Source organism: Paenibacillus sp. NPDC093718 (assembly GCF_050279985.1).
Classification (GTDB): Bacteria; Bacillota; Bacilli; order Paenibacillales; family Paenibacillaceae; genus Paenibacillus_AQ.
In genome coordinates, this window is record NZ_JBNNUS010000007.1 from 99,037 (window position 1) to 118,089 (window position 19,053).

Genomic DNA, 19,053 nt, shown 5'->3' on the forward strand with positions numbered 1-19,053 from the left:
TAATAATAAACATTTCAGGTACAATATAGGTTACCTAGATCAGGACGATATTCTTGTCCCTCGACCAATGGACTCTTTTTTCACTGTCTATCATGAGGGGAAAATACCACGGAAAAGTGCTCTTTATTTTCACATCCTTATTCCTTATCAAAATAAACGGTTTTTCCTGTTTCTGCGGATATATACACCGCTTCTAAAATTTGTGAAACAATCATCGCTTCCCTCGGTTTGACCAAGGGTTCGGTATCGTTCACGATACTGTGAATCCATTGTTTGGCTTCATACTCGAAATCGGTCATTTCTTCTCCCCTGAAAAGTTCTCTTGCATTCGGATTCACCTCGATTTTATTCAGGAACAAGCTCCCGGCCCTCTCACCATTGATCCGCAGTTCATTTTTAGCAAAATCCGCTCCTCCCTTCGTTCCGCACAGCAGGTTGCCGCCACCTTCCGCAATGTTAAGGGCCCAACTGGTTTCAATAATGACCGTCGCTCCATTTTTAAATTTCACATACCCGAACGCCGAATCTTCCACCTCAAATTCGCTCGGATCCCAGGCTCCCCATTCGTTCGCGGCATTTTCGGTATGCTTCAGTTTGTGGAAGACACTGCCGACGACACTCTCCGGTTCATAATTATCCATCAGCCATAGGATCAGATCCAGGGAGTGGGTTCCAATATCGATCATGGGACCGCCACCCTGCTTCTCTTTATCCAGAAACACGCCCCATGTCGGTACGCCTCTTCTTCGGGTAGCGACCGCTTTTGCAAAATAGATATCTCCGAGTTCCCCATCGGCGATCATCTTTTTTAACAGCTGGCTTTTGGCGTTGGAGCGATTCTGGTACCCGACGGTGAGCTTCTTGCCGGTTCGCAAGTGAGCTTCGTACATCGCTTTGGCCTCCGCACCTGTGACGGCCATTGGTTTTTCGCACATGACATGTTTGCCGCTTTCAAGAGCATCAATGGAAATTGTCGCGTGGGAGCTGTTCGGTGTTAGCACATGCACGACCTCAATCTCTTCCATGGCAAGCAGATCCTTGTAATTGGTAAACACCTTTGCGCCCGGCGTGCCGTATTTTTGGGCCGCTTCCTCGGCTCTTTCCGGTTTTAAGTCGCAGAAGGCCACCATCTGTACGTTGTCTAACTTGGACAAACACGGCATATGTTTGCCGTTCGCAATCATTCCGCAACCGATGATCCCTACTTTTACGGTTCTCATGGATTTCCCTCCCTCGCGTTATTTGAACTCTACCGTTCGGTTTTCCTTATGCGCGATGTATGCCGCTTCCAATAGCTCAGTCAATTTCGTTCCCTCTTCCAATCCGAAGGGCATCGGTTTGTCATGAATCAATGCATCTGCCCATTGGATAATCGGAAGCGGCTGCTCTTTAGGGAGTTGAGTGGGTGAGATCCATCCGGAAAAAGGGGCATCGTGCTTCTTCGAGATGACTCTAACGGTATCATCTGAGATCATCAAGGTGCCCTCCGTTCCGTAAATCTCGAGAGCGGAAGGAGTTCTGTACGTCACCAGGCTCGTTTCGACCAATGCAACCGCGTTGTTGACAAACTCAATGGAGCACTGCGCATTATCTTCCACTGCACGATGGGTGAAATAATGAAACATGGAGGTGATTCGTTTGGGCTGACCCAACATCCAACTGGCTAAGTACATCGGATGACATCCCAAATCCATCATCGCTCCGCCGCCGGTTTGCTTCTCATCGTACCAGTATTCCGGAAGCCAATTGTTCAATGCGCCGTCGTGGCCGTTCCGAATGCGCAAAAGCGTGACGTCCCCTAATACATGGTCATTGATCAGCTGCTTCGCAAACAATTGGTGAGGCCTTGTGCGAGCGGGAAATGAAATGCAGAACTTGACGCCTGCTTTGCGTACTGCTGCAGAAATCCGATCACATTCTTCGACGGTAAGAGCCATGGCTTTCTCGGTAAAGATGTGTTTGCCGGCCTCGGCGGCAGCTACCATGACGTCTGCGTGCATGCTTGTAGGGGCATCCACCACGACGCCATCGATGTCTTCCCGCTCTAGCAGCGTGTCCAAATCCGCTTCAAAATCCGTTCCCAATCGGGCAGCCCATTCGCTTCCCCGTTCAGGCTGTTCGTCCCAGACTGCCGTGAGCTTGACGTTTCCGTGAGATTGCAGTCTTCTTGCGTAATCATCTGCATGCACATGCCACTTACTTAACATCGCAACGTTCAACATACGTTTTCCCCTCCGTAATCGAATAATGAAAGTAATTTGGGATGGCAGTGACGCCATCCCATCATGGATAAACTTCCTTGACTAGAACCCTACATCATCTCGTTCTGCAGCTTTTTGAGCCACGAACTCTGACATTTCTTCCACGCCGGCCGCTCTGAATTTTTCTTGAACACTATGAAGCATATTTAGAGCCTCTTCATCTGACGCCGCGAAAAATGCTTTCTTAAATTCCTCATCAAAATTCAAACTGCTGGTTTTATCGATATATTCCTGATATTTAGGCCACTCTCTAGCAAGGTAGCTGGCGCTTACTTTGTCTATGATTTTGATCGGCATTCTTGCCGAGAAGCTCTCCTCCAGCTTTTGCCACTCTGTTTTTTGATCTTCGGGCGTTGGCCAAGTGACTTCATTGGAGAATGCCCCGATGAACCTTCCCGGAAGATAATTGAGCCCTGCGTCTCTCTTCAGATCCGGGTTTTCATCGAATTGTTTTTTCACATCAGGAATCCATTGAGGTATCCCGTTTTCCATGGTATAGTGCGTGCCTTCGATCCCAAAATACGCAAGCAAACGGCCTTCTTCGCTGTTAACATAATCAATGTACCGCAATGTCGCATCGGGATCTTTAATGTCCGCGCTTAAGAATAGGACAGGGAAACCGGAACGGCCGGGTTTTTCCACTTGCGTTCGAATGTTTCCGCTCTTATTCTTCATCGGTCCGAGCAGTTCATATTGCATTTCCGGATTCGTCTTATAAAGCGTTTTTTGTAAATCAACTAACATCGGTTGGGCTCCGAATACGGCAAGCTTGCCCGTCGTAAGCTTTTCATTCGCTGTTGTGCTCGTATTGTTGAAGGCTTCGAGATCAAACAAACCTTCCGTCAACAACTTCCTCATGTATAACAATCTAGCTTCATGATCCTTGGATTGCGTCCAGTGGATCAGTGTTTCATCCACTTCACGGAAGTCCGAAATCGTGTAATCCGTCCACCCGGCAAGGAATTGGCCGTAATCCCATCCATTCCACATGGTACCGGCCGGGATGACCGGCTTCCCGCCAATATCCTTGAAACCGCCGTCTCTTATCTTGACCAATAGATCATATAGTTCTTCCTGCGTATCAATATCCTCCGGTTTTACATTTAAAGCTTTCAGGATATCTCCCCTGGCAAAAAGGCCGTAATTCCAATTATGAATGCTCTCGGGGGTTCCATCAGGGGTCTCCGTCGGAATGAGATACGTCTTGCCTTCAAATTCGGGACTATTGAGATCGAACTCGGCAAAATCCTTCGCGATTCCGGTGGTCACCAGTCTTTTAATATTCGGGTATTTATCGAGATAAGGGGTTAAATCCAGAAGCTGTCCTTCCATGGCCGCCTTCTTGATGACTTGTCCTTCTCCTCCTGTAGTAGACCAGAAGGGTGCGTTAACAATATCGGGAACCGTACCGGAAGCAAATATAGTGTTTAGTTTTTCTACTTCGCTTGTTGTGATGGATTCCAGTTTCAACGTTACCCCGGTTTTTCCCCTAATTTTTTCGGCTACGGGATTATTCTCCTGGTCCTGCGGGAAACCGGCTCCGCCGCCGTTCCAAGCACTGAGGAAAGTCAAGGTTACCGGCTTTATTTCTTCCGTACCTGACTCCTTCGGGCCCGTGTCGACCGTGCCTGCCCCCTCTTCACTGTCTTTCCCCATGCATGCCGTCATTGTCACTAAAAGCAGTAAAGCGATTAGTGCCATGCCAAGCACACGCCTACGCTTGTTCTTCCTCATCCTACAATCCCCTTCCATTGGAAGTTTTTATATAAAAGGCATAACCTTTTATACCAACTACTCCTTAAGAGAGCCGACCAGTACGCCTTTCACAAAATATTTCTGAAGAAATGGATACACACAGATGATCGGGGTCGTAATAATAATGACGAAAGTCATCCTCAAGGCTTCCGGCGTTACGCCTCGCAGCTCCATCTGAGTCTCGGTCATGTTTTGAATCGCGGATCCGCTATTTCCCGACGACGACGTCATCGACTGGAAAGATGCTTCGCTGATCATCTTGTTAAGGAACGTAGCGGCAGGCTGCAGTTTTTCATTCTGTATGAAAAACTGACCGGTAAACCAGTCATTCCACACGCCCACCCCGACAAACAAGGCAATGGTAGCAAGCACCGGCATCGAAAGAGGCAGAATGATTCTTGCAAATACCGACAACTCGCTTGCTCCGTCGATTCGGGCCGATTCCGAAAGACCTTCAGGAATTCCGTCGAAGAAGGTTTTCATGATAATCGCATTGAAAAAATTATATAGGGACGGCAGCACCAACACCCAAAACGTATCCAGAATGTGGATTTGCCGGAACAGGATGAACGTCGGAATCAGTCCGCCGCTGAACAACGTGGTAAAGAAAAAGAAGAATACGATATATTTTCTTCCGGGCAGCCCTTTCCGTGAAAGGGCGTAAGCTAATAAGGCCGTCAAAAATACGGAGGCAACCGTAACCACAAAGGTTCGGGTAATGGAAATATAGAAGGAATTTAGGATCAAAGAGTTGCTAAAAGCTTTAGCATAGTTTTCTAATGTAAACACTCTAGGAAAAAAATAGATTCCACCCTTCATTGCATCGTATCCGTCATTGAAAGAAAGGGCCAGAAAATAGATAAATGGATATAGCGCCGTAGCGCAGAATAAAAGCAGCATCGCATAGTTAAGTGTCATATACATTTTATCTGCCGTCGACAGCCTACTCACACCCATAACACACCTCCTCGTCTTCAGAGCTAGCTGATTACCATAACGATACGTTACTCACGCGTCTGGATATATTATTGACAGCCACAATGAGCAGCAGCGAGATCGCAGACTTGAACAAACCAATGGCCGTGGAATATGCTAATTGCCCCTGTTGGAGGCCTGTTTTTAAGACATAGGTGTCCAATATCTCCGAAACGCTTAAGGTTGCCGGGGACTGCATCAGCCAGATTTGGTCAAAACCCGCGTTCAGTATTCCGCTAAGTGAGAAAATAAGCAATATGGCGATCGTTGGAGTCAGGCATGGAAGCGTGATCTTGAATAGTTTGCTCCACCTTCCAGCCCCGTCAATTTCCGCAGCTTCATACAAGTGCGGATCGATATTCGTTAACGCGGCTAAATAAATGATCGAACCCCAGCCTACACCTTTCCAGATGTCGGATATGAGGACCAATGGATAGAATAATTCCGGCTTTCCCATAAAAAAGATCGGATCCAAACCCATCTGGTACCGAATGTCATTAATAAGCCCTACGTTCGGAGACAGGATTTTTTGAAGCAAGGTAACGACAACGACCCATGAAACGAAGTGCGGCAGATAGGAAATCGTTTGAAACACTCTTTTGATTTTTTTGTGCATGACGGCATTGAGCATTAAGGCTAGGATCAAGGGAGCTGGAAATCCGAAAATAAGTTTAAGGGCGCTAATGGATAACGTATTTCGGAGCACATCGTAAAAACTGGAATCGTTTAAAAACTGTTCGAAATATTTAAAGCCCGCCCACGGACTCCCCAATATCCCCAGATTGAATTTGTAATCTTTGAATGCGATGATAATGCCGTACATCGGATAGTAAGCAAACACCAGAAACCAGATAATAGCCGGAAGCAGGAATAAATATATATGCCTGAAATACCATATTTTAGTTAGTTTCTTATTCTTTTTTAATTGCTCAAATCCAGGGATAAGAGCACCCTTTGGTACCATTCTCCGAACACCTCCTACATCTTCGTCGTATCGGATTTTTACGAATCCATTCCCGATCGCTTAGGAACAGAGCCTATGCCAATGGTTTTCGATGTTTCGACGGTATATAGCGACTGCCTCCCCCTCCTTGCTGCAAGCGGTTTCATTGCGCTTAGTTTAAATATATTCAATATAGTGTTGGAATCATTCCATAATTCTTCATTTGGGTAAAAGTAATCTTCAGGTCCGATGTTGGCCTAGAGGAGCCTCCTGTACTTAAGGTTATAGAGAAACGGGGTAAGCGCCCCCCTCCTCTCTTTTCAGGCGTTCCTTAGGCGAAGATACGTTATATTCAATATATCCATCTGAAAATGTTTGATAAAAATGTGTATCGAGATCAAGCGAATGTACATGGTTTGGAGAGCTTCTGCTGAATTTCTTTATGGAGTTGGAACTTATTATGGGAGGATTTCATGAGAGAAAGTTGTGGTTGACCTAGTAGAGGAGTCCGGGCAGCCCTCGCTCCCATTGTCAGGTTCGAATAGAAAGCGCATCGGACTCGTAATTAGGTTACATATATAGGGTAAGCGGGGTGTGGATATATCATGAAGTGAAGAGAACGTTTTTTCCCGTCGTTTCACCAATCACCACTTCCGGCTCCACGAGGGTTTTAAAGTATTTTCCGTCTTGCCCGTCATCACTGTTAATGACTTCAAGCAGCGTATAAGCCGCGCGGTAGCCCATGTCTCGTTCAAACTGTTTAACATGGGTGAACATGCTGTATCCTTCGATGATTGAAGTCGGATCGTCAAAACTGATGATGGAAATGTCCTCAGGCACCTTCAATCCAGCTTGACGCGCAATCTGATAGATTTTCACTCCAAGACTTCCGTTTAGCGTGATATAGGCGGTTGCCATTCGATTTTGGATATAGCGGTACAGGGGATGGGTTTCAGCTTGCTCAAGACTTCCGATTTCAAAATCGGTCACGATGTGGGCAGGGTTAATTAGGGATCCCTTTTCCTTGAAGGCATTCATATATCCATCGATCCGCTCTTGAACGGTAACGGTTTGTATGGGCGAATCGGAGCATATGGCGATATCGCGATGCCCCAGCTCCCACAGGTAATTTACAGCCATGTTAACGCCAAGCCTACCGTCCGATGCTATATAATGAGTTTCGACCCCTGGAAGGTAACGGTCGATGAGAACGAACGGAAATCCCGCAAATTTCATGCTTAAAATTTCCTCGTTGAATAATTCCTCGTCAACCGGGAAAATCAGTAACCCTTCCACTCCGATTTTACAACATGTCTTGATTGCTTCTTTTTCCTTATCAATATCGCCCTCTGATAAATAGATAACGCAACGGTAATCGTTCTCATTCAGCGCTTGCTGAATACCTTGTATAAGTCTAATGGTAAAATAGTCATAAATGCTGGGCATAATGAGGCCTATCAACCGCGTCCCCATGTCTCCGCTAGTTTTAGGATTAGGCTTTACGGCACTTTTAGGAGATGTTGTCGGAATTTCATATTCAGGTTCACTTACAAAAGTCCCTTTGCCGGGCACCCTGGTTATGATTCTTTCATTAACCAAGCCGGACAGGGCATTAACGACCGTAATCTTGCTTACTCCGAAACGCTCCATGAGTTCCTTTTCCGTAGGTATACGGTCTCCAACCTCCAGCACTTGTGACGATATCATTTCGCGTATATACTCTTGAACCCTCTGATACAAAGGCATTCTTTCCGTAGAGCCCATCCAATCACCACATTTCAATCAATATATTCAATATATAAATTACGAAAGACCTACTCGTTTTATTCCATATTCTTTCATTTTGTGAAGAGCCGGGAGAACGGATCGGATGCGTTCTCCCGACTCTTCCATTATACTTTGAACAAAAAAACTGCAATGCTATGCTGCTGTCAAAGTCTATATGTTCTTGTCATCCTGCGCTAAGAGGTGATCGTCCATGCGCTGGGCGCATAAAATAAACGGACAGTCGAGATCTGGTCAACTGTCCGTCCATTAAATCAAGCTGTCATGAGAATGACTTACACCATACAAACGACGAGTAATCAAATTCTGCTTACATAAAATGATTCGAATTCAGCAACAGAGTCGAACTGGTTCAAAGATACACCTTCTGATCTAAGGTGATTCTCTAATTGTTCGATCAGCTGCAGGACAGCTATTCGCAATGGTTCGAAATCTTCGGGATCCAGAAGCGCAGTGAGATCCGGATAGCTGTATCGCTGATAATATTCCCTATACTCCCCCAATTCGAAAATACCAGGCCAGCGTCCTTTTTCGGCTGTGAACAAAATACGTCCCAAACCATCTTGTACACCTGTAGCAACGAAAAACGCGGTTTCATAGTGGCCTTTTTCGCAAGCGGTTAGGAGCTTGTTAAGCATTCCTTTTTCCTCTTCATAGTATCCCTTCATCCAAATGGGGTATGAACGTAATCCTTTGAGCTTGTTTCTTCGTTCTGAAATTAGATGAAGAGTGTCTAAAGTCAGTTTCTCGCAAGCAGACTTGATTTCATCTTGAGAATGGCTGAACATCATTGTATCAAGGTAGAGATCCAGTTGGTCCGGCTTCATTGGGAGATTGTTGACTTGCTCGCGATAATGCCCCCACATCCGTGTATAGTACGTTTGGTTTAACAATGCAAGAGATCTAAAAATGGTAGCGGCAATTTCTTGCGCCAGTATCCGACAAAAGGATAAATCCATGGAGTCTCCGGCAAGACGGAACTTCATCAAACTAGTAAAACAATCGCGCACGACAACCTCAGCTCTATTAATCAATGTTAACGAGTTGGACGGCTCCCCCATGGAAGAGATGGTCTCGCGGAGTTTCATGAATTTCGCCAGGTCTTCTTGGGAACGCACATACAATAGTTCACAATCCGCAATTATGGTCGTACTCCAATCTTCAGAAGTTGACATTCTTTCAGCACGATCCCATCCGATAGGCCAGAAATCAAAACTAATACCGTCGATTATAAACTGTAATTCCAATTGATTTCCTCTAAGGGTGGCCGGAATGAAGAAAAAGTCCAAGTCCGATCGCTCTGTCGCCCTCCCCTGCAAATATGATCCGTAATATCCGACAATCGCAACATCTTGCGGGTAATGGGTTTTAATATGTTTGACAATGATATCGGCTACAGCAAAAACATCAACCATCAAATAACCTCCTTGTTCATGCGTCCTTTGTATTCAGCTAAACTAAAATTAAGAGCCACCCTTACAAGAATGGCCCTCCTCGGCTTGGGGCAAGGACTTGTACCGATAAAATAAAAAGCCGCAAAATAGCGACTTTCAATGGGTCTATATTATTCTTGTACCTCGACAATTCATCCTGAAACGGACAATTCCATTGGATAACGAATTGTTTTGAAGCTATATGCTGAAATTTTGAACTCTATCTTTAACAACCAATCATGGTTTCTTCATTCCAAAATTCTTTTACTTCGTCTAGGATTTGAGCAGCAGGCGTTATTGTGGCCTCGAAAATCGTTCTTCCGGTTTTTCGTAAATAAAATTGGATTAAATGATATCCGCAAGCGTATCCGGCGCTATAAGGCATGTTGACCGGTGTAAAGTTTTGAAGTTTTGCGATCTCGTCACCGTAAAGATAAGGAGCAAATTGGTCAAACCCCGTTAAATGCAATTTCTCTCTAAGCACAGGCTTTATGCGCATGTTAAGCGTTTCTGCGTTAGTTTTCGTTACCCAAGGACCGAGTAATTCTTCCCCAAACATGAGCGTCGCATAGTTTTCAGCTAATCCTTCACTTACAATGAGCTCGCCCAAATTAACGGTGTGATCCCACTGAATAAATTGATAACGCACATTATGGTTGCATTCGTGCGCCAGCGCAGCCTTCATTCGAGGGATCGTGTACTTATTTGGCAAGAGTGTACCCCAGATAAACCCGGGAATGCCCCCAAAGCCGCTATATCCTTCGTTTATTGTTAAAGCACGATTTTTCGGATTCCCTAGTTGAATCGTAAACAAATAGTCGGATACAGGGAGGTTAATTTCATGCTCTACAAATAGATGCAGGCTTTTCTTCACGGCATGCTCACACTCTAACCAAAATGATTCGGACGAAATCATCTCGATCTCTGCCGAAATCTGAGGGGTAATCTGATCTGGGGATCGATGCATCATACTATTAAACGTAATAACGTCAAAACCATTCGCCTCTTTAGCCTTAAAAGGAATCTGTTGAATTTGCCATTGTTTCATAAAGGGAGCCATCATTTCGTTTCTGAATAATTCAAGCTTTTCCTCGGGCGTAGCTTGAGCAACTTTTTGATAAATATGATCTGAGCGCAGTGATTGTATATTCATTTCTCACACTCCTAGTTATGTATTCATAGAGATAATACACAAATATCATATTTGAAAAGAAGACCTCGATGATAGACCAACTATAGATATATTCATTTATTACCCTCTTACTTCCAATGGAAAAGGGAGCAGCTGCCGCGGCGCAATCTGCTCCCAAGTCATTCAACTCGTTCCTTGTTCATTTTTGGTAATGCAAGCCGAGCAAGTCCCTATGTGGCACGTTAACCCGGCCACTCAGGATCTGCTGTTTCTTCCATAAACGAAATATAAAGTAACGGAGGACATGATCATCAGGATCACCGAATAAACCAAGGTCAACGCTTTGGTATCCGCTAGCGCCTGAGCATCCGTGCTGTTCTTGATGACGATTCCTAACGGCTGGTACAAAGGATGATAGAGGAACACGGTAACGTCATAATCGGCCAAAATTCCGTTAAAATTCAAGGCAAGAACAGCTAGCGTCGACGGTAGAATGATCGGCAGCAATACTTTTCTGAACGTATAAAACGGTTTGGCACCCAAATTCCTTGCAGCGTCTTCCAAATTGCTGTCCAAGCTGAAGAAGGAGGCCTTGACCATTCGCAAGGTGAAAGGAATATGGATGATGACATACGCAATCAGAAGCATCCAGACCGTGCCAACCAACACCGTATTCCCGATCATCAGCTTCGGCGTGTTGAAGGTTACGATCAGTCCGATCGCAATCAGCGTTGACGGCAGAATCCACGGAATCAGCAATGCGTATTCCAGGGCAAGCGCCCACTTGTTCTTATATTTATGTAATATCCTTGACGCGGCCAGCGCCAATGCGACGACAATGACCGAGGCAGCTGCGGCATATAGAATACTTACGAGATAAGGCTTGAATGCCGACATGGATGAAAACACTTGAATGTAATTATCCAATGTGAAGCTGTTCAAATTCAACGTGGCGGTAGAGATGCTGGCCGCATCGGTGAACGAAAAGATGATGATCAGCACAACCGGAACGATGTAGAGAACAAACAGGCCGTAAGCCAGAATATGAGCGGCTAAATTCCCGGATTTGCTGCGGATTTTTTGTTTGACCAATTCCGATTTGACTTTGGAGACCGACATGAAGTTGCCTTTACGTTCGAACCGGATCATCACGGTCAACAACACCAGTGTGGCCACTCCGAGTATAAGGGCCAGCAGCGCAGCCAAATCTCTTGACGTCATGCTTCTCGAGAACGTCAGAATCATCGGCGTAATCGTTTGGAATTCCTTGCCTCCGAGGATAAGCGGCGCAGACGTGGCAGCCAGGCCGGTAAGAAAAGTCAGGATCGTCAACGCATAGATCGTAGGTTTCAGGACTGGAAGTACGACCCGTCTTAGGATATACCAAGTAGATGCCCCCATATTTCTCGCGGCTTCCACCGTTTGAAAGTCGATTTTGCGAATCGCATTGCTCAGGAACAGGAAGTGGTTGGACGTGCAGGCGAACGTCATGACGAATAGAACCGCCCAGTAGCCGTGAAACCATGTCGTATTAAAAGAAGGGAACAATTGAACCAGGAGCTTGGTCATAAACCCCTCTTCGCCATAGACGAATTTATAGCCGGACACCAGCACGACTCCGCTGTAAATCAGGGTCGTAAAATAACCCAATCGCAAAATCTTCGAGCCTTTGATATCGAAATATTCCGAAATCAAAACCAGCGTTATGCCCACCACATTTACCGTAATAACAAGCGAAAAAGCGAGTATAAAGCTGTTATATAAACTTCTCATCGCGCGTTCGGACGATAGCAGCTTCTCTGCCGCTTCCAGCGTAAATTTGCCGTCCTTCATGAAAATTTCGCCGTAAATATTCAAGTTCGGATAAATCAGAAAGGCAATGACAAACCAGACAATCAACCCGTATAAGAGGATCGAGACAGGGTTTATGGAAGCCAGCCGGGTGCTTAGGTTCCGGGCATTCATGCTTCCCCCTCCCTCATCGGATATTGCAAAATATCGCGGGTCGGGAGGTAGATGTCCACATCGTCACCGACCTCATGATGGACAAGCCGGCTTTCGGTTTCGATGGTCTTTAACCGTCCGCCGCCGGCAATCTCCAATACATACTTGCTGTATAAACCGTAAAATTCCCGGTCCGCGATCTTGCCTTTCAATTGGACCGTATCGATACCCTGCAGGGGCTGCAGGCTTACCTTCTCATTACGGATATAGGCAATATTCCCCGGCTGAACAACATCATTTAACCGGCTGTTCTCAACCATCCGCTGATCGATCCGGTTAATATCCCCGATGAAATTGCACACAAACTCCGTTTGGGATTGATTGTAAACTTCCATGGGCGTGCCTACTTGCTCGAGGACCCCATGATTGAATACTCCGATCCGGTCGGACAGCGTTAACGCTTCTTCCTGGTCGTGCGTGACATAAATCGTTGTGATCCCGAATTTCTTCTGCAATTGTTTCAACTCATTGCGCAGCTGTACCCGCAGCTTGGCGTCCAAGTTGGATAAAGGTTCGTCCAGTACCAAGATGCTCGGCTTCAAAACCAGCGCCCTGGCAATCGCAACGCGCTGCTGCTGCCCGCCGGATAGTTCCGATACCTTCTTGAACAGCTGATCATCTTTCAAATCTACCTTTCGGGCAATGTCCCTCACCTTCTGATCCAATTCCGCCTTGGACAACTTCTTGACTCGCAAGCCGAAAGCGATATTCTCGTACACATTCATCGTTGGAAACAACGCATAGCTTTGAAATACCATCCCGATCTCTCTTTTTTCGATCGGCAAACGGGTAATGTCGATGTCTTTCAGCAGGATCTGTCCGCTCGTAGGCATAATAAACCCGACCAGACTGCGGAGGGTCGTCGTCTTCCCGCAACCCGAGGGACCGAGGAACGTAAAGAATTCTCCTTCCCGAATATGCAAATTAAGGTTTTTGACTGCATGAAATTCTCCGAATTTAATGTCAACGTTCTGGAATGTAATCATATTATTCTCTTCCTTTTTGTTGTACTTGAATGAACGGCTGCATATTGGCGTCACCAATATGCAGCCGGCTTGACTCCATTCCGTTACTTAATTCATAATCTCCAACTCGATTTTCTCCGCCCACAGATCCATGTTTTCGGCAATAAAGGCCCAATCGAAATCTTGTGGTTTTAACGAAGTAAACAGCTCCTTGACCGACTCATTGGCTTGCTCGACCGCTTTCGTATTTGCCGGCATGGCATTGAACTCAGCCGCAAATTCCCCTTGAATTTCGCTGGATCCGAGCCATTCCACGAACCGCTCCGCCGTTGCCTGCTTCTTCGATCCGTTCACAATCGCCGCATGTTCCACGACCATCGGTACGCCGATTTCCGGACTAACAATGCCTGCTTTCACTTTATATTGCTCTTCCTTCTGCTGCAGGGTTCCGGAGACGAGCGCTCCTAGCGGCGTTTTACCGCTGGCCAAATTGGCATAAAAGTCTTCGCCCTCGACTGCGCTGACGCCGTTGTCATACAATTGCTGAATTTCATTCCAGCCTTCCTCGGATACGCCGAGATCGCCGTTCGGATCTTGGAAACGGGTCAGAATCCCCGCTACAATAAGGCGAGGCGTATTTTGTCCAAGCAGCGTTGGAGCTTCGTACTTCCCTTTGTACGCATCGTTCTTATAAAGGTCTGTCCAGTCCTTTGGCGCGGTATCGGCCGTAAATTCGTTCGGGTTATAACCCAGCAGAATCGCTTGCTTCACAAGGCCATGATAGTAGCCTTCCGGATCGTTTAAGCCCTGCTCAACATCTCCGGCCCAGCTTGGAACAAACTTAGCCAGAGCGTCTTCCTTTTTCAAATTCTCATAAAGCATATTATTCAAGCCGTATACGACGTCCGCGATCGGGTTGTTCTTCTCGGCAATCAAGCGGTTCGTCAAGTCGGCGCCGCCCGCTCCGACAATTTCGATATCAAAGCCCGCACCTTTCGCTTTCTCGATCAGCCATTCGCCGCGGCCGTCGGAGTTCGCATTCGTGTACACGATCAGCTTTTCATTCTGGGCTGGTTCATTAGATGACGATTCCGATGAAGCCGGTGTTCCGGCCGGCGCTCCGGACTCCGAAGTGCCACCGTTCGCATTGCCTGCATTGCTGCCGCCTCCGCAAGCCGATACAATCACACACATAATGAGAAGTAACGCCATTGAAAGTTTTCTCATGATTCTCTTAACACTCCTTTTCTCGTTTCATTTTGTTTTGTTTAAATGTTGATGATCAACCCGTCATATGCCGGCAAAATTCCGACGGGGCTGAAGATGCGGACAAAATCCTCATGAAGCAGCTTGGAGTTATGGCTAAAATGTGTGACGACGATTTGGCCTTCAGGCTTCAGTATGTTTTCTTTTTGGAACTCGCGCTGGACTTCCAGCACCGTTTCCACGCACATATGATTGCGGTCGCGGGCGTTCCCCGTATATCCATGCGTGCAGTCGAGGATGGCGCAATCCAGGTTTTTGTCCTTTAACCATGCCCATGTTGCATCCGGGAACCAGCCCGAATCATGCCCGTACAGCAGTTTTTTTCCTTCCTTTTCGATCACGTATAATAGGCAGGTTTCCATCCGGTCATGATCCGCCAACAATGGCGTTACCCTTGCATCGCCCATAGCGAAGGTCTCATACGGGCGCAACAGATGAAATTGATACCTTTGTCCTTCAAAGCGGCCGATGGCGGCACGCGTGTGATGCATCACGGTACCATTCCCATAAATGTGCATCGGATGCTGGAGGCCGTGCGCAATCCCTTCCCTTCGGCATTCCAGATCAGCAGCATTGTAATGGTCCATATGCGAATGCGTCACCAACAGGTGCTCGATTGCCCCCAGATCGATATTGTCCCGCAGCGCCTGCATATAGGAATCCGGAGAATAGTCAAACTTGATGACATCATCCATGATGGCGGAAGTTCGTGTACGGATATTTTTTCCACCAAGCTCCCGTGCCTTGGTACAATGCTCGCAGCGGCAAAATACATTGGGAAAGCCCTCTGCGGCTGCGGTTCCTAGAAAGTGAATTTTCAAAGTCATTTCTCCTTGCCATGCAAACTGTAGCGATCCATTTTACGTCCTGGACAGAACGGATTGTCGTTCTACAATCGATGTTTGAATTTTAATGGTGATTGGATTCTCGTTGGAGTTGCCAACGCGCTTCATCAGCAAATCAACGGCCGATCGAGCAAGCTTCTCGGTATCTTGACGAACCGTCGTAAGCGGAGTTGGAATATACGCCGCTAACTGGATATCGGAAAACCCGACGATGGACAGCTTTTCAGGAACCGGAATACCCATTTGCAATGCGGTATGAATGGTCGAGATGGCGACATGGTCATCCCCGCACATGATGGCCGTCATCCGGGGGTTGTCCTGAATAAACCGCTCCTGCTCCGGATCGCGCTCATTAATGCGGCTGGTATCGCAAGCGACGCTTCGAAAATGAATGTTCTGGTACTTCACCGGAATTTTATGGTCGAGCAGCGCTTGGATATAGCCTTGGTACCGCTCCTTCCTGCTTGTGATATGATCGATCGCGTTCGAAGTGTATCCGACTTCCCGGTGCCCCTTTTCGATCAAATACTTGGTCATTTGATAAGAGCCCTTATAGTGGTCGTGATACACACAATCGATCTCCACTTCATGAAAAATACGGTCGATGATTACCAGCGGCAGTTTGCGAAGCTTTAATCGCAGCACCTGATCGCTGCAGGTCTTCCGCCCCTGGGGAAACAGAATGATACCGGTGATTCCTCCTTCGGCCAACCTCTCCAGACACAGATCCTCATCATCGCTGTTCTTCGTCATTTTTAGAATGAGGTCGCACCCGTGCTTTCGCACTTCAGCCTCGGCGGCGGCGATGATTCTGGAAGTGTAATCGGACAGATGGGGCAAGATGAGCGCAATCTGTCCGAACGGCCTCTCCACGTCCGGCGCCGCCTCGGTGCCATGGGTAGAAATTCCTGCATCGACCATCAATCCTTCTTGCGGCTGGGCTAGGAAGGTCCCTCTTCGTGGCAGGCGGTACACCAGTCCCTGCTCGGCCAGCTTTTGAAGCGCCAGCTTGCTTGTCATTCGGCTCACGCCGAACAGCTTGGCAAGCTCTCCTTCGGATGGAACAGGATCATGGGGCCGCAGCCTACGGCTCTTAATGATCTCGATTACCTGATCAGCCACCCGGTGATATAATTGATTCTGTTTAATCAAACGTACATCTTTCATCAAATTATCCCTCAAATCATTGAGTCGACTCGTATCCGCAAGGGATCTAATTTGAAGTTAATTTATGTCACTGACATATTCAATGATATATATGTAAAATTCTCGTAAATTCTATGTTAAATCGCAAATCCGCGTTCCTGAATCAAGTATTACATATCAGTGATATATTAATCGCTTCACATATTAGAGCTTTAAATCCGTGATCACCATCATCATTAGCAATCGTATGGGAGAATGCCGCCCCCGAGCAAAAATGTCAAATGGTACACATAAAAACCGCCAGTCTAAACCTGGCGGCTGATTTTAATTGTTGTCAGGAGTATGATAATGATGCCGACATTCGTTTCGAAGTTCTCTGACGGCAATACCCGCTGGTCTAGCTGTATTTCTGCCTGAAGCGGTCCGCGATCCAGTGATTGATCTCAAACAAATCGGCCACAGGTTCTCCTGTAAATGGAGTACGAGGCATGTAGCTGACCGGACCGAACTCAGGGGTTACCGTGAAGTACGGCTTGCCTGCTTGGCTGCAATGCGCCCAAATCTGTTCCCACCAGCCTTCGAATCTTGCCAGTTCCTCCCCATATTCAGGTGCTGCCGGATGAGGAACCTGAGGACCGTTAACATATCCCACTCTTCCATGAGTATGCAGAGTACGCTTAATCATAAAGACCATATCCTCTTCTTGATCATGTAGCAATGATTCGCAAACACAGGTAAAGTGGCTGAAATCCGCCGTGATTTTCAATTCCGGGATTTTTTTCAGCAGCTTCACGGTTGCACGAGGAGTGAACATAGCGCGTCCTCTATGGGTTTCATGCGCCACGTCAACGCCCAGCTTCTTTTCCATGCTCAAAGCGAACTCGAAAAGAGAATATTGTTCTTCCTCAGAGAAGTAATCTTTACCGGTTTGGGAGTTTACGAAGATCGGCGAAAACTCCAATGCACTCTCCAATTGCTCGTGATAAACTTCCTTATGATTTCCATAAGTGGAAATCTGAGGGATATATAACAACTTGAACTCCTGCAGCAGCTCCTTAAATTCATTCTTGTCAGCATCACTCGGAAGCCCTGTTTCAATACCTTGATAGCCGTTCATATAAGCTCGCTCGAATTTTTCTCTTAATGTCCCCTCCATGCCCCAAAAAGCATGAAATAATTGCAGCTTCATCATAATCCTCCCTAGATTTATTCGTCCTTCGACATCCCCATCGGCATCATCATGCCAATGTCCATTCCCATCATGGTCACGCTATTCGTTTCTACTTCCTCATCAGACAAGAATACCTCGGTACCGAATACAGGCTCGGCATACGGCAGATGAGTGCTTCCACGCGCCAGAATTTGGCGGTAATTACCCGAACTTCCTTCGAATCCGTCATGATCCCAAGGAACCCATGACCGGGCGTTGCAGTAATGACACACATAAGATCGGCGGTAACGGTCCGAAGTTCGATTGGGAAAAGATCGGTGGAGCAGGTGTGAATGGAAAAACAGCACGTCTCCCGGGCTCAAAATAACAGGGATTGGCGGCGGATAGCCGGAGACTACCTTTGACAGCGTATTCACATTATCGTCTATATGGCTGACGTTCTGGACGCTCTTGGTGCTCATCCCCAAAGCCAACCGAAAAGGCAATTTGTTTGACCGAACCTGCTCCCCTCATCATCAAAAACTCTGCGCGGCGCAGCCGTCTTTCCAGCAGCATCCGTTTCGGAGTCATACCGAGGGACACAACGAACACGCGGGTGAAATGCTCATGCGACCATCCGGATCGTGCCGCGATTTCTTCGATGGTTATGGGCTCGCCCAGATGCTCCTCCATGAATTCCAGTGCCCGTTGAATAGGGACTGGCAAGGAGAGTACGCTCCCTTCATCTGTATATCCAGAGTGAGACGACAGTTCTTCAAGCGAAGCGGCAACAAGAACTGCCAGCCGTCTCCGCCAATAAGAAGATTGGTGATTCGCAATCCAAAGCATCTTCTGCATCATACCAGCAACAAGCGTATGCTGGTTGGAGAGAAACCGATTGCCCTGGCTAAAAAGAGGCTCGACCCTTCATTCTCATCCCGAAGAGCTGCGTAGTCAAAGTGGACGAACATATGCCGCACATTCTTCTCCGCAGCGAACCGATATGAATGCTGCTCTCCTGGACGAGTGAAGATGAAACAAGGCTCATCTAATAGAAAGGCTTGACCGCCTATCTCATAGACCGTTCCAGAGCCGTCGGGGAAGTAAACCAGTTCGTAATCGTCAATGGTTCGCGGGCCGAGTACGAAACCGGCCTGGATAATAATGTCGCCGACGTTATGAACTACCGGCCATTCTTGCTCAGTCATTCCTCTCTACCGCCTTCCTCCCTGCTTTTGTCTGTTGTTGTAACGATTGTACCAAAGGACTATGGGTAACCATATATGTTCTTGTCATTTTTGACTAAGTATAGATCGGGTTTTGACAGAAACATTTATCGTTAAAAGCGCAAAAAGCCGCAGCTTGCGGCTTTTAAGCGTGTATATTCTTCTCA

At 46.9% G+C, this 19,053-nt stretch carries 17 protein-coding genes; all 17 read right to left on the reverse strand.

Features of this window, described 5'->3' with window-relative positions:
• Positions 1–137 precede the first annotated feature (137 nt).
• Positions 138–1,220, reverse strand: a complete 1,083-nt coding sequence (locus ACQKPA_RS21125) for a Gfo/Idh/MocA family protein (RefSeq protein ID WP_427494478.1) — start codon at positions 1,218–1,220, stop codon at positions 138–140.
• Between the two features lie 18 nt (positions 1,221–1,238).
• Positions 1,239–2,222, reverse strand: coding sequence for a Gfo/Idh/MocA family protein (locus ACQKPA_RS21130; RefSeq protein ID WP_427494479.1), 984 nt, complete (start codon positions 2,220–2,222; stop codon positions 1,239–1,241).
• An 81-nt stretch (positions 2,223–2,303) separates the two neighbouring features.
• Positions 2,304–3,995, reverse strand: coding sequence for an extracellular solute-binding protein (locus ACQKPA_RS21135; RefSeq protein WP_427494480.1), 1,692 nt, complete (start codon positions 3,993–3,995; stop codon positions 2,304–2,306).
• Between the two features lie 57 nt (positions 3,996–4,052).
• Positions 4,053–4,973 (reverse strand): carbohydrate ABC transporter permease, encoded by a 921-nt coding sequence (locus tag ACQKPA_RS21140; protein WP_427494481.1) that lies wholly within the window; start codon positions 4,971–4,973, stop codon positions 4,053–4,055.
• Positions 4,974–5,004: 31 nt separating this feature from the next.
• Positions 5,005–5,955 carry an ABC transporter permease gene (locus ACQKPA_RS21145; RefSeq protein ID WP_251497698.1) on the reverse strand — a complete coding sequence of 317 codons (951 nt, stop codon included), beginning with the start codon at positions 5,953–5,955 and terminating at the stop codon, positions 5,005–5,007.
• Positions 5,956–6,537: 582 nt separating this feature from the next.
• The gene (locus ACQKPA_RS21150; RefSeq protein WP_427494482.1) at positions 6,538–7,698 is read right to left on the reverse strand and encodes a GntR family transcriptional regulator; all 1,161 of its coding nucleotides are present in this window, start codon (positions 7,696–7,698) and stop codon (positions 6,538–6,540) included.
• 320 nt (positions 7,699–8,018) lie between these two features.
• Positions 8,019–9,134 carry a hypothetical protein gene (locus tag ACQKPA_RS21155; protein ID WP_427494483.1) on the reverse strand — a complete coding sequence of 372 codons (1,116 nt, stop codon included), beginning with the start codon at positions 9,132–9,134 and terminating at the stop codon, positions 8,019–8,021.
• 244 nt (positions 9,135–9,378) lie between these two features.
• Complete coding sequence (locus ACQKPA_RS21160) at positions 9,379–10,305, reverse strand: DUF2268 domain-containing protein (RefSeq protein WP_427494484.1); 927 nt, start codon at positions 10,303–10,305, stop codon at positions 9,379–9,381.
• A gap of 234 nt (positions 10,306–10,539) precedes the next feature.
• Complete coding sequence (locus ACQKPA_RS21165; protein WP_427494485.1) at positions 10,540–12,249, reverse strand: ABC transporter permease; 1,710 nt, start codon at positions 12,247–12,249, stop codon at positions 10,540–10,542.
• The gene (locus ACQKPA_RS21170; RefSeq protein ID WP_427494486.1) at positions 12,246–13,274 is read right to left on the reverse strand and encodes an ABC transporter ATP-binding protein; all 1,029 of its coding nucleotides are present in this window, start codon (positions 13,272–13,274) and stop codon (positions 12,246–12,248) included. The genes ACQKPA_RS21165 and ACQKPA_RS21170 overlap by 4 nt, the downstream gene beginning before the upstream one ends.
• Before the next feature lie 87 nt (positions 13,275–13,361).
• On the reverse strand, positions 13,362–14,480 hold the full coding sequence (locus ACQKPA_RS21175; protein WP_427494488.1) for an extracellular solute-binding protein: 1,119 nt from the start codon (positions 14,478–14,480) through the stop codon (positions 13,362–13,364).
• Positions 14,481–14,521: 41 nt separating this feature from the next.
• Complete coding sequence (locus ACQKPA_RS21180; RefSeq protein ID WP_427494489.1) at positions 14,522–15,340, reverse strand: MBL fold metallo-hydrolase; 819 nt, start codon at positions 15,338–15,340, stop codon at positions 14,522–14,524.
• Positions 15,341–15,379: 39 nt separating this feature from the next.
• Positions 15,380–16,531, reverse strand: coding sequence for a GntR family transcriptional regulator (locus ACQKPA_RS21185; RefSeq protein ID WP_427494490.1), 1,152 nt, complete (start codon positions 16,529–16,531; stop codon positions 15,380–15,382).
• A gap of 376 nt (positions 16,532–16,907) precedes the next feature.
• Entirely contained in the window at positions 16,908–17,699 is a 792-nt protein-coding gene (locus ACQKPA_RS21190) for a sugar phosphate isomerase/epimerase family protein (protein WP_427494491.1), read from the reverse strand.
• A 17-nt stretch (positions 17,700–17,716) separates the two neighbouring features.
• A complete protein-coding gene (locus ACQKPA_RS21195) occupies positions 17,717–18,142 on the reverse strand; it encodes a phytanoyl-CoA dioxygenase family protein (protein WP_427494492.1) in 426 nt (141 codons plus the stop codon).
• Positions 18,099–18,509, reverse strand: coding sequence for a helix-turn-helix domain-containing protein (locus ACQKPA_RS21200; RefSeq protein WP_427494493.1), 411 nt, complete (start codon positions 18,507–18,509; stop codon positions 18,099–18,101). Before ACQKPA_RS21200 ends, ACQKPA_RS21195 begins: the two co-directional genes overlap by 44 nt.
• Positions 18,510–18,517: 8 nt before the next feature.
• Positions 18,518–18,868 carry an AraC family ligand binding domain-containing protein gene (locus ACQKPA_RS21205; RefSeq protein ID WP_427494494.1) on the reverse strand — a complete coding sequence of 117 codons (351 nt, stop codon included), beginning with the start codon at positions 18,866–18,868 and terminating at the stop codon, positions 18,518–18,520.
• Between the last annotated feature and the right edge of the window lie 185 nt (positions 18,869–19,053).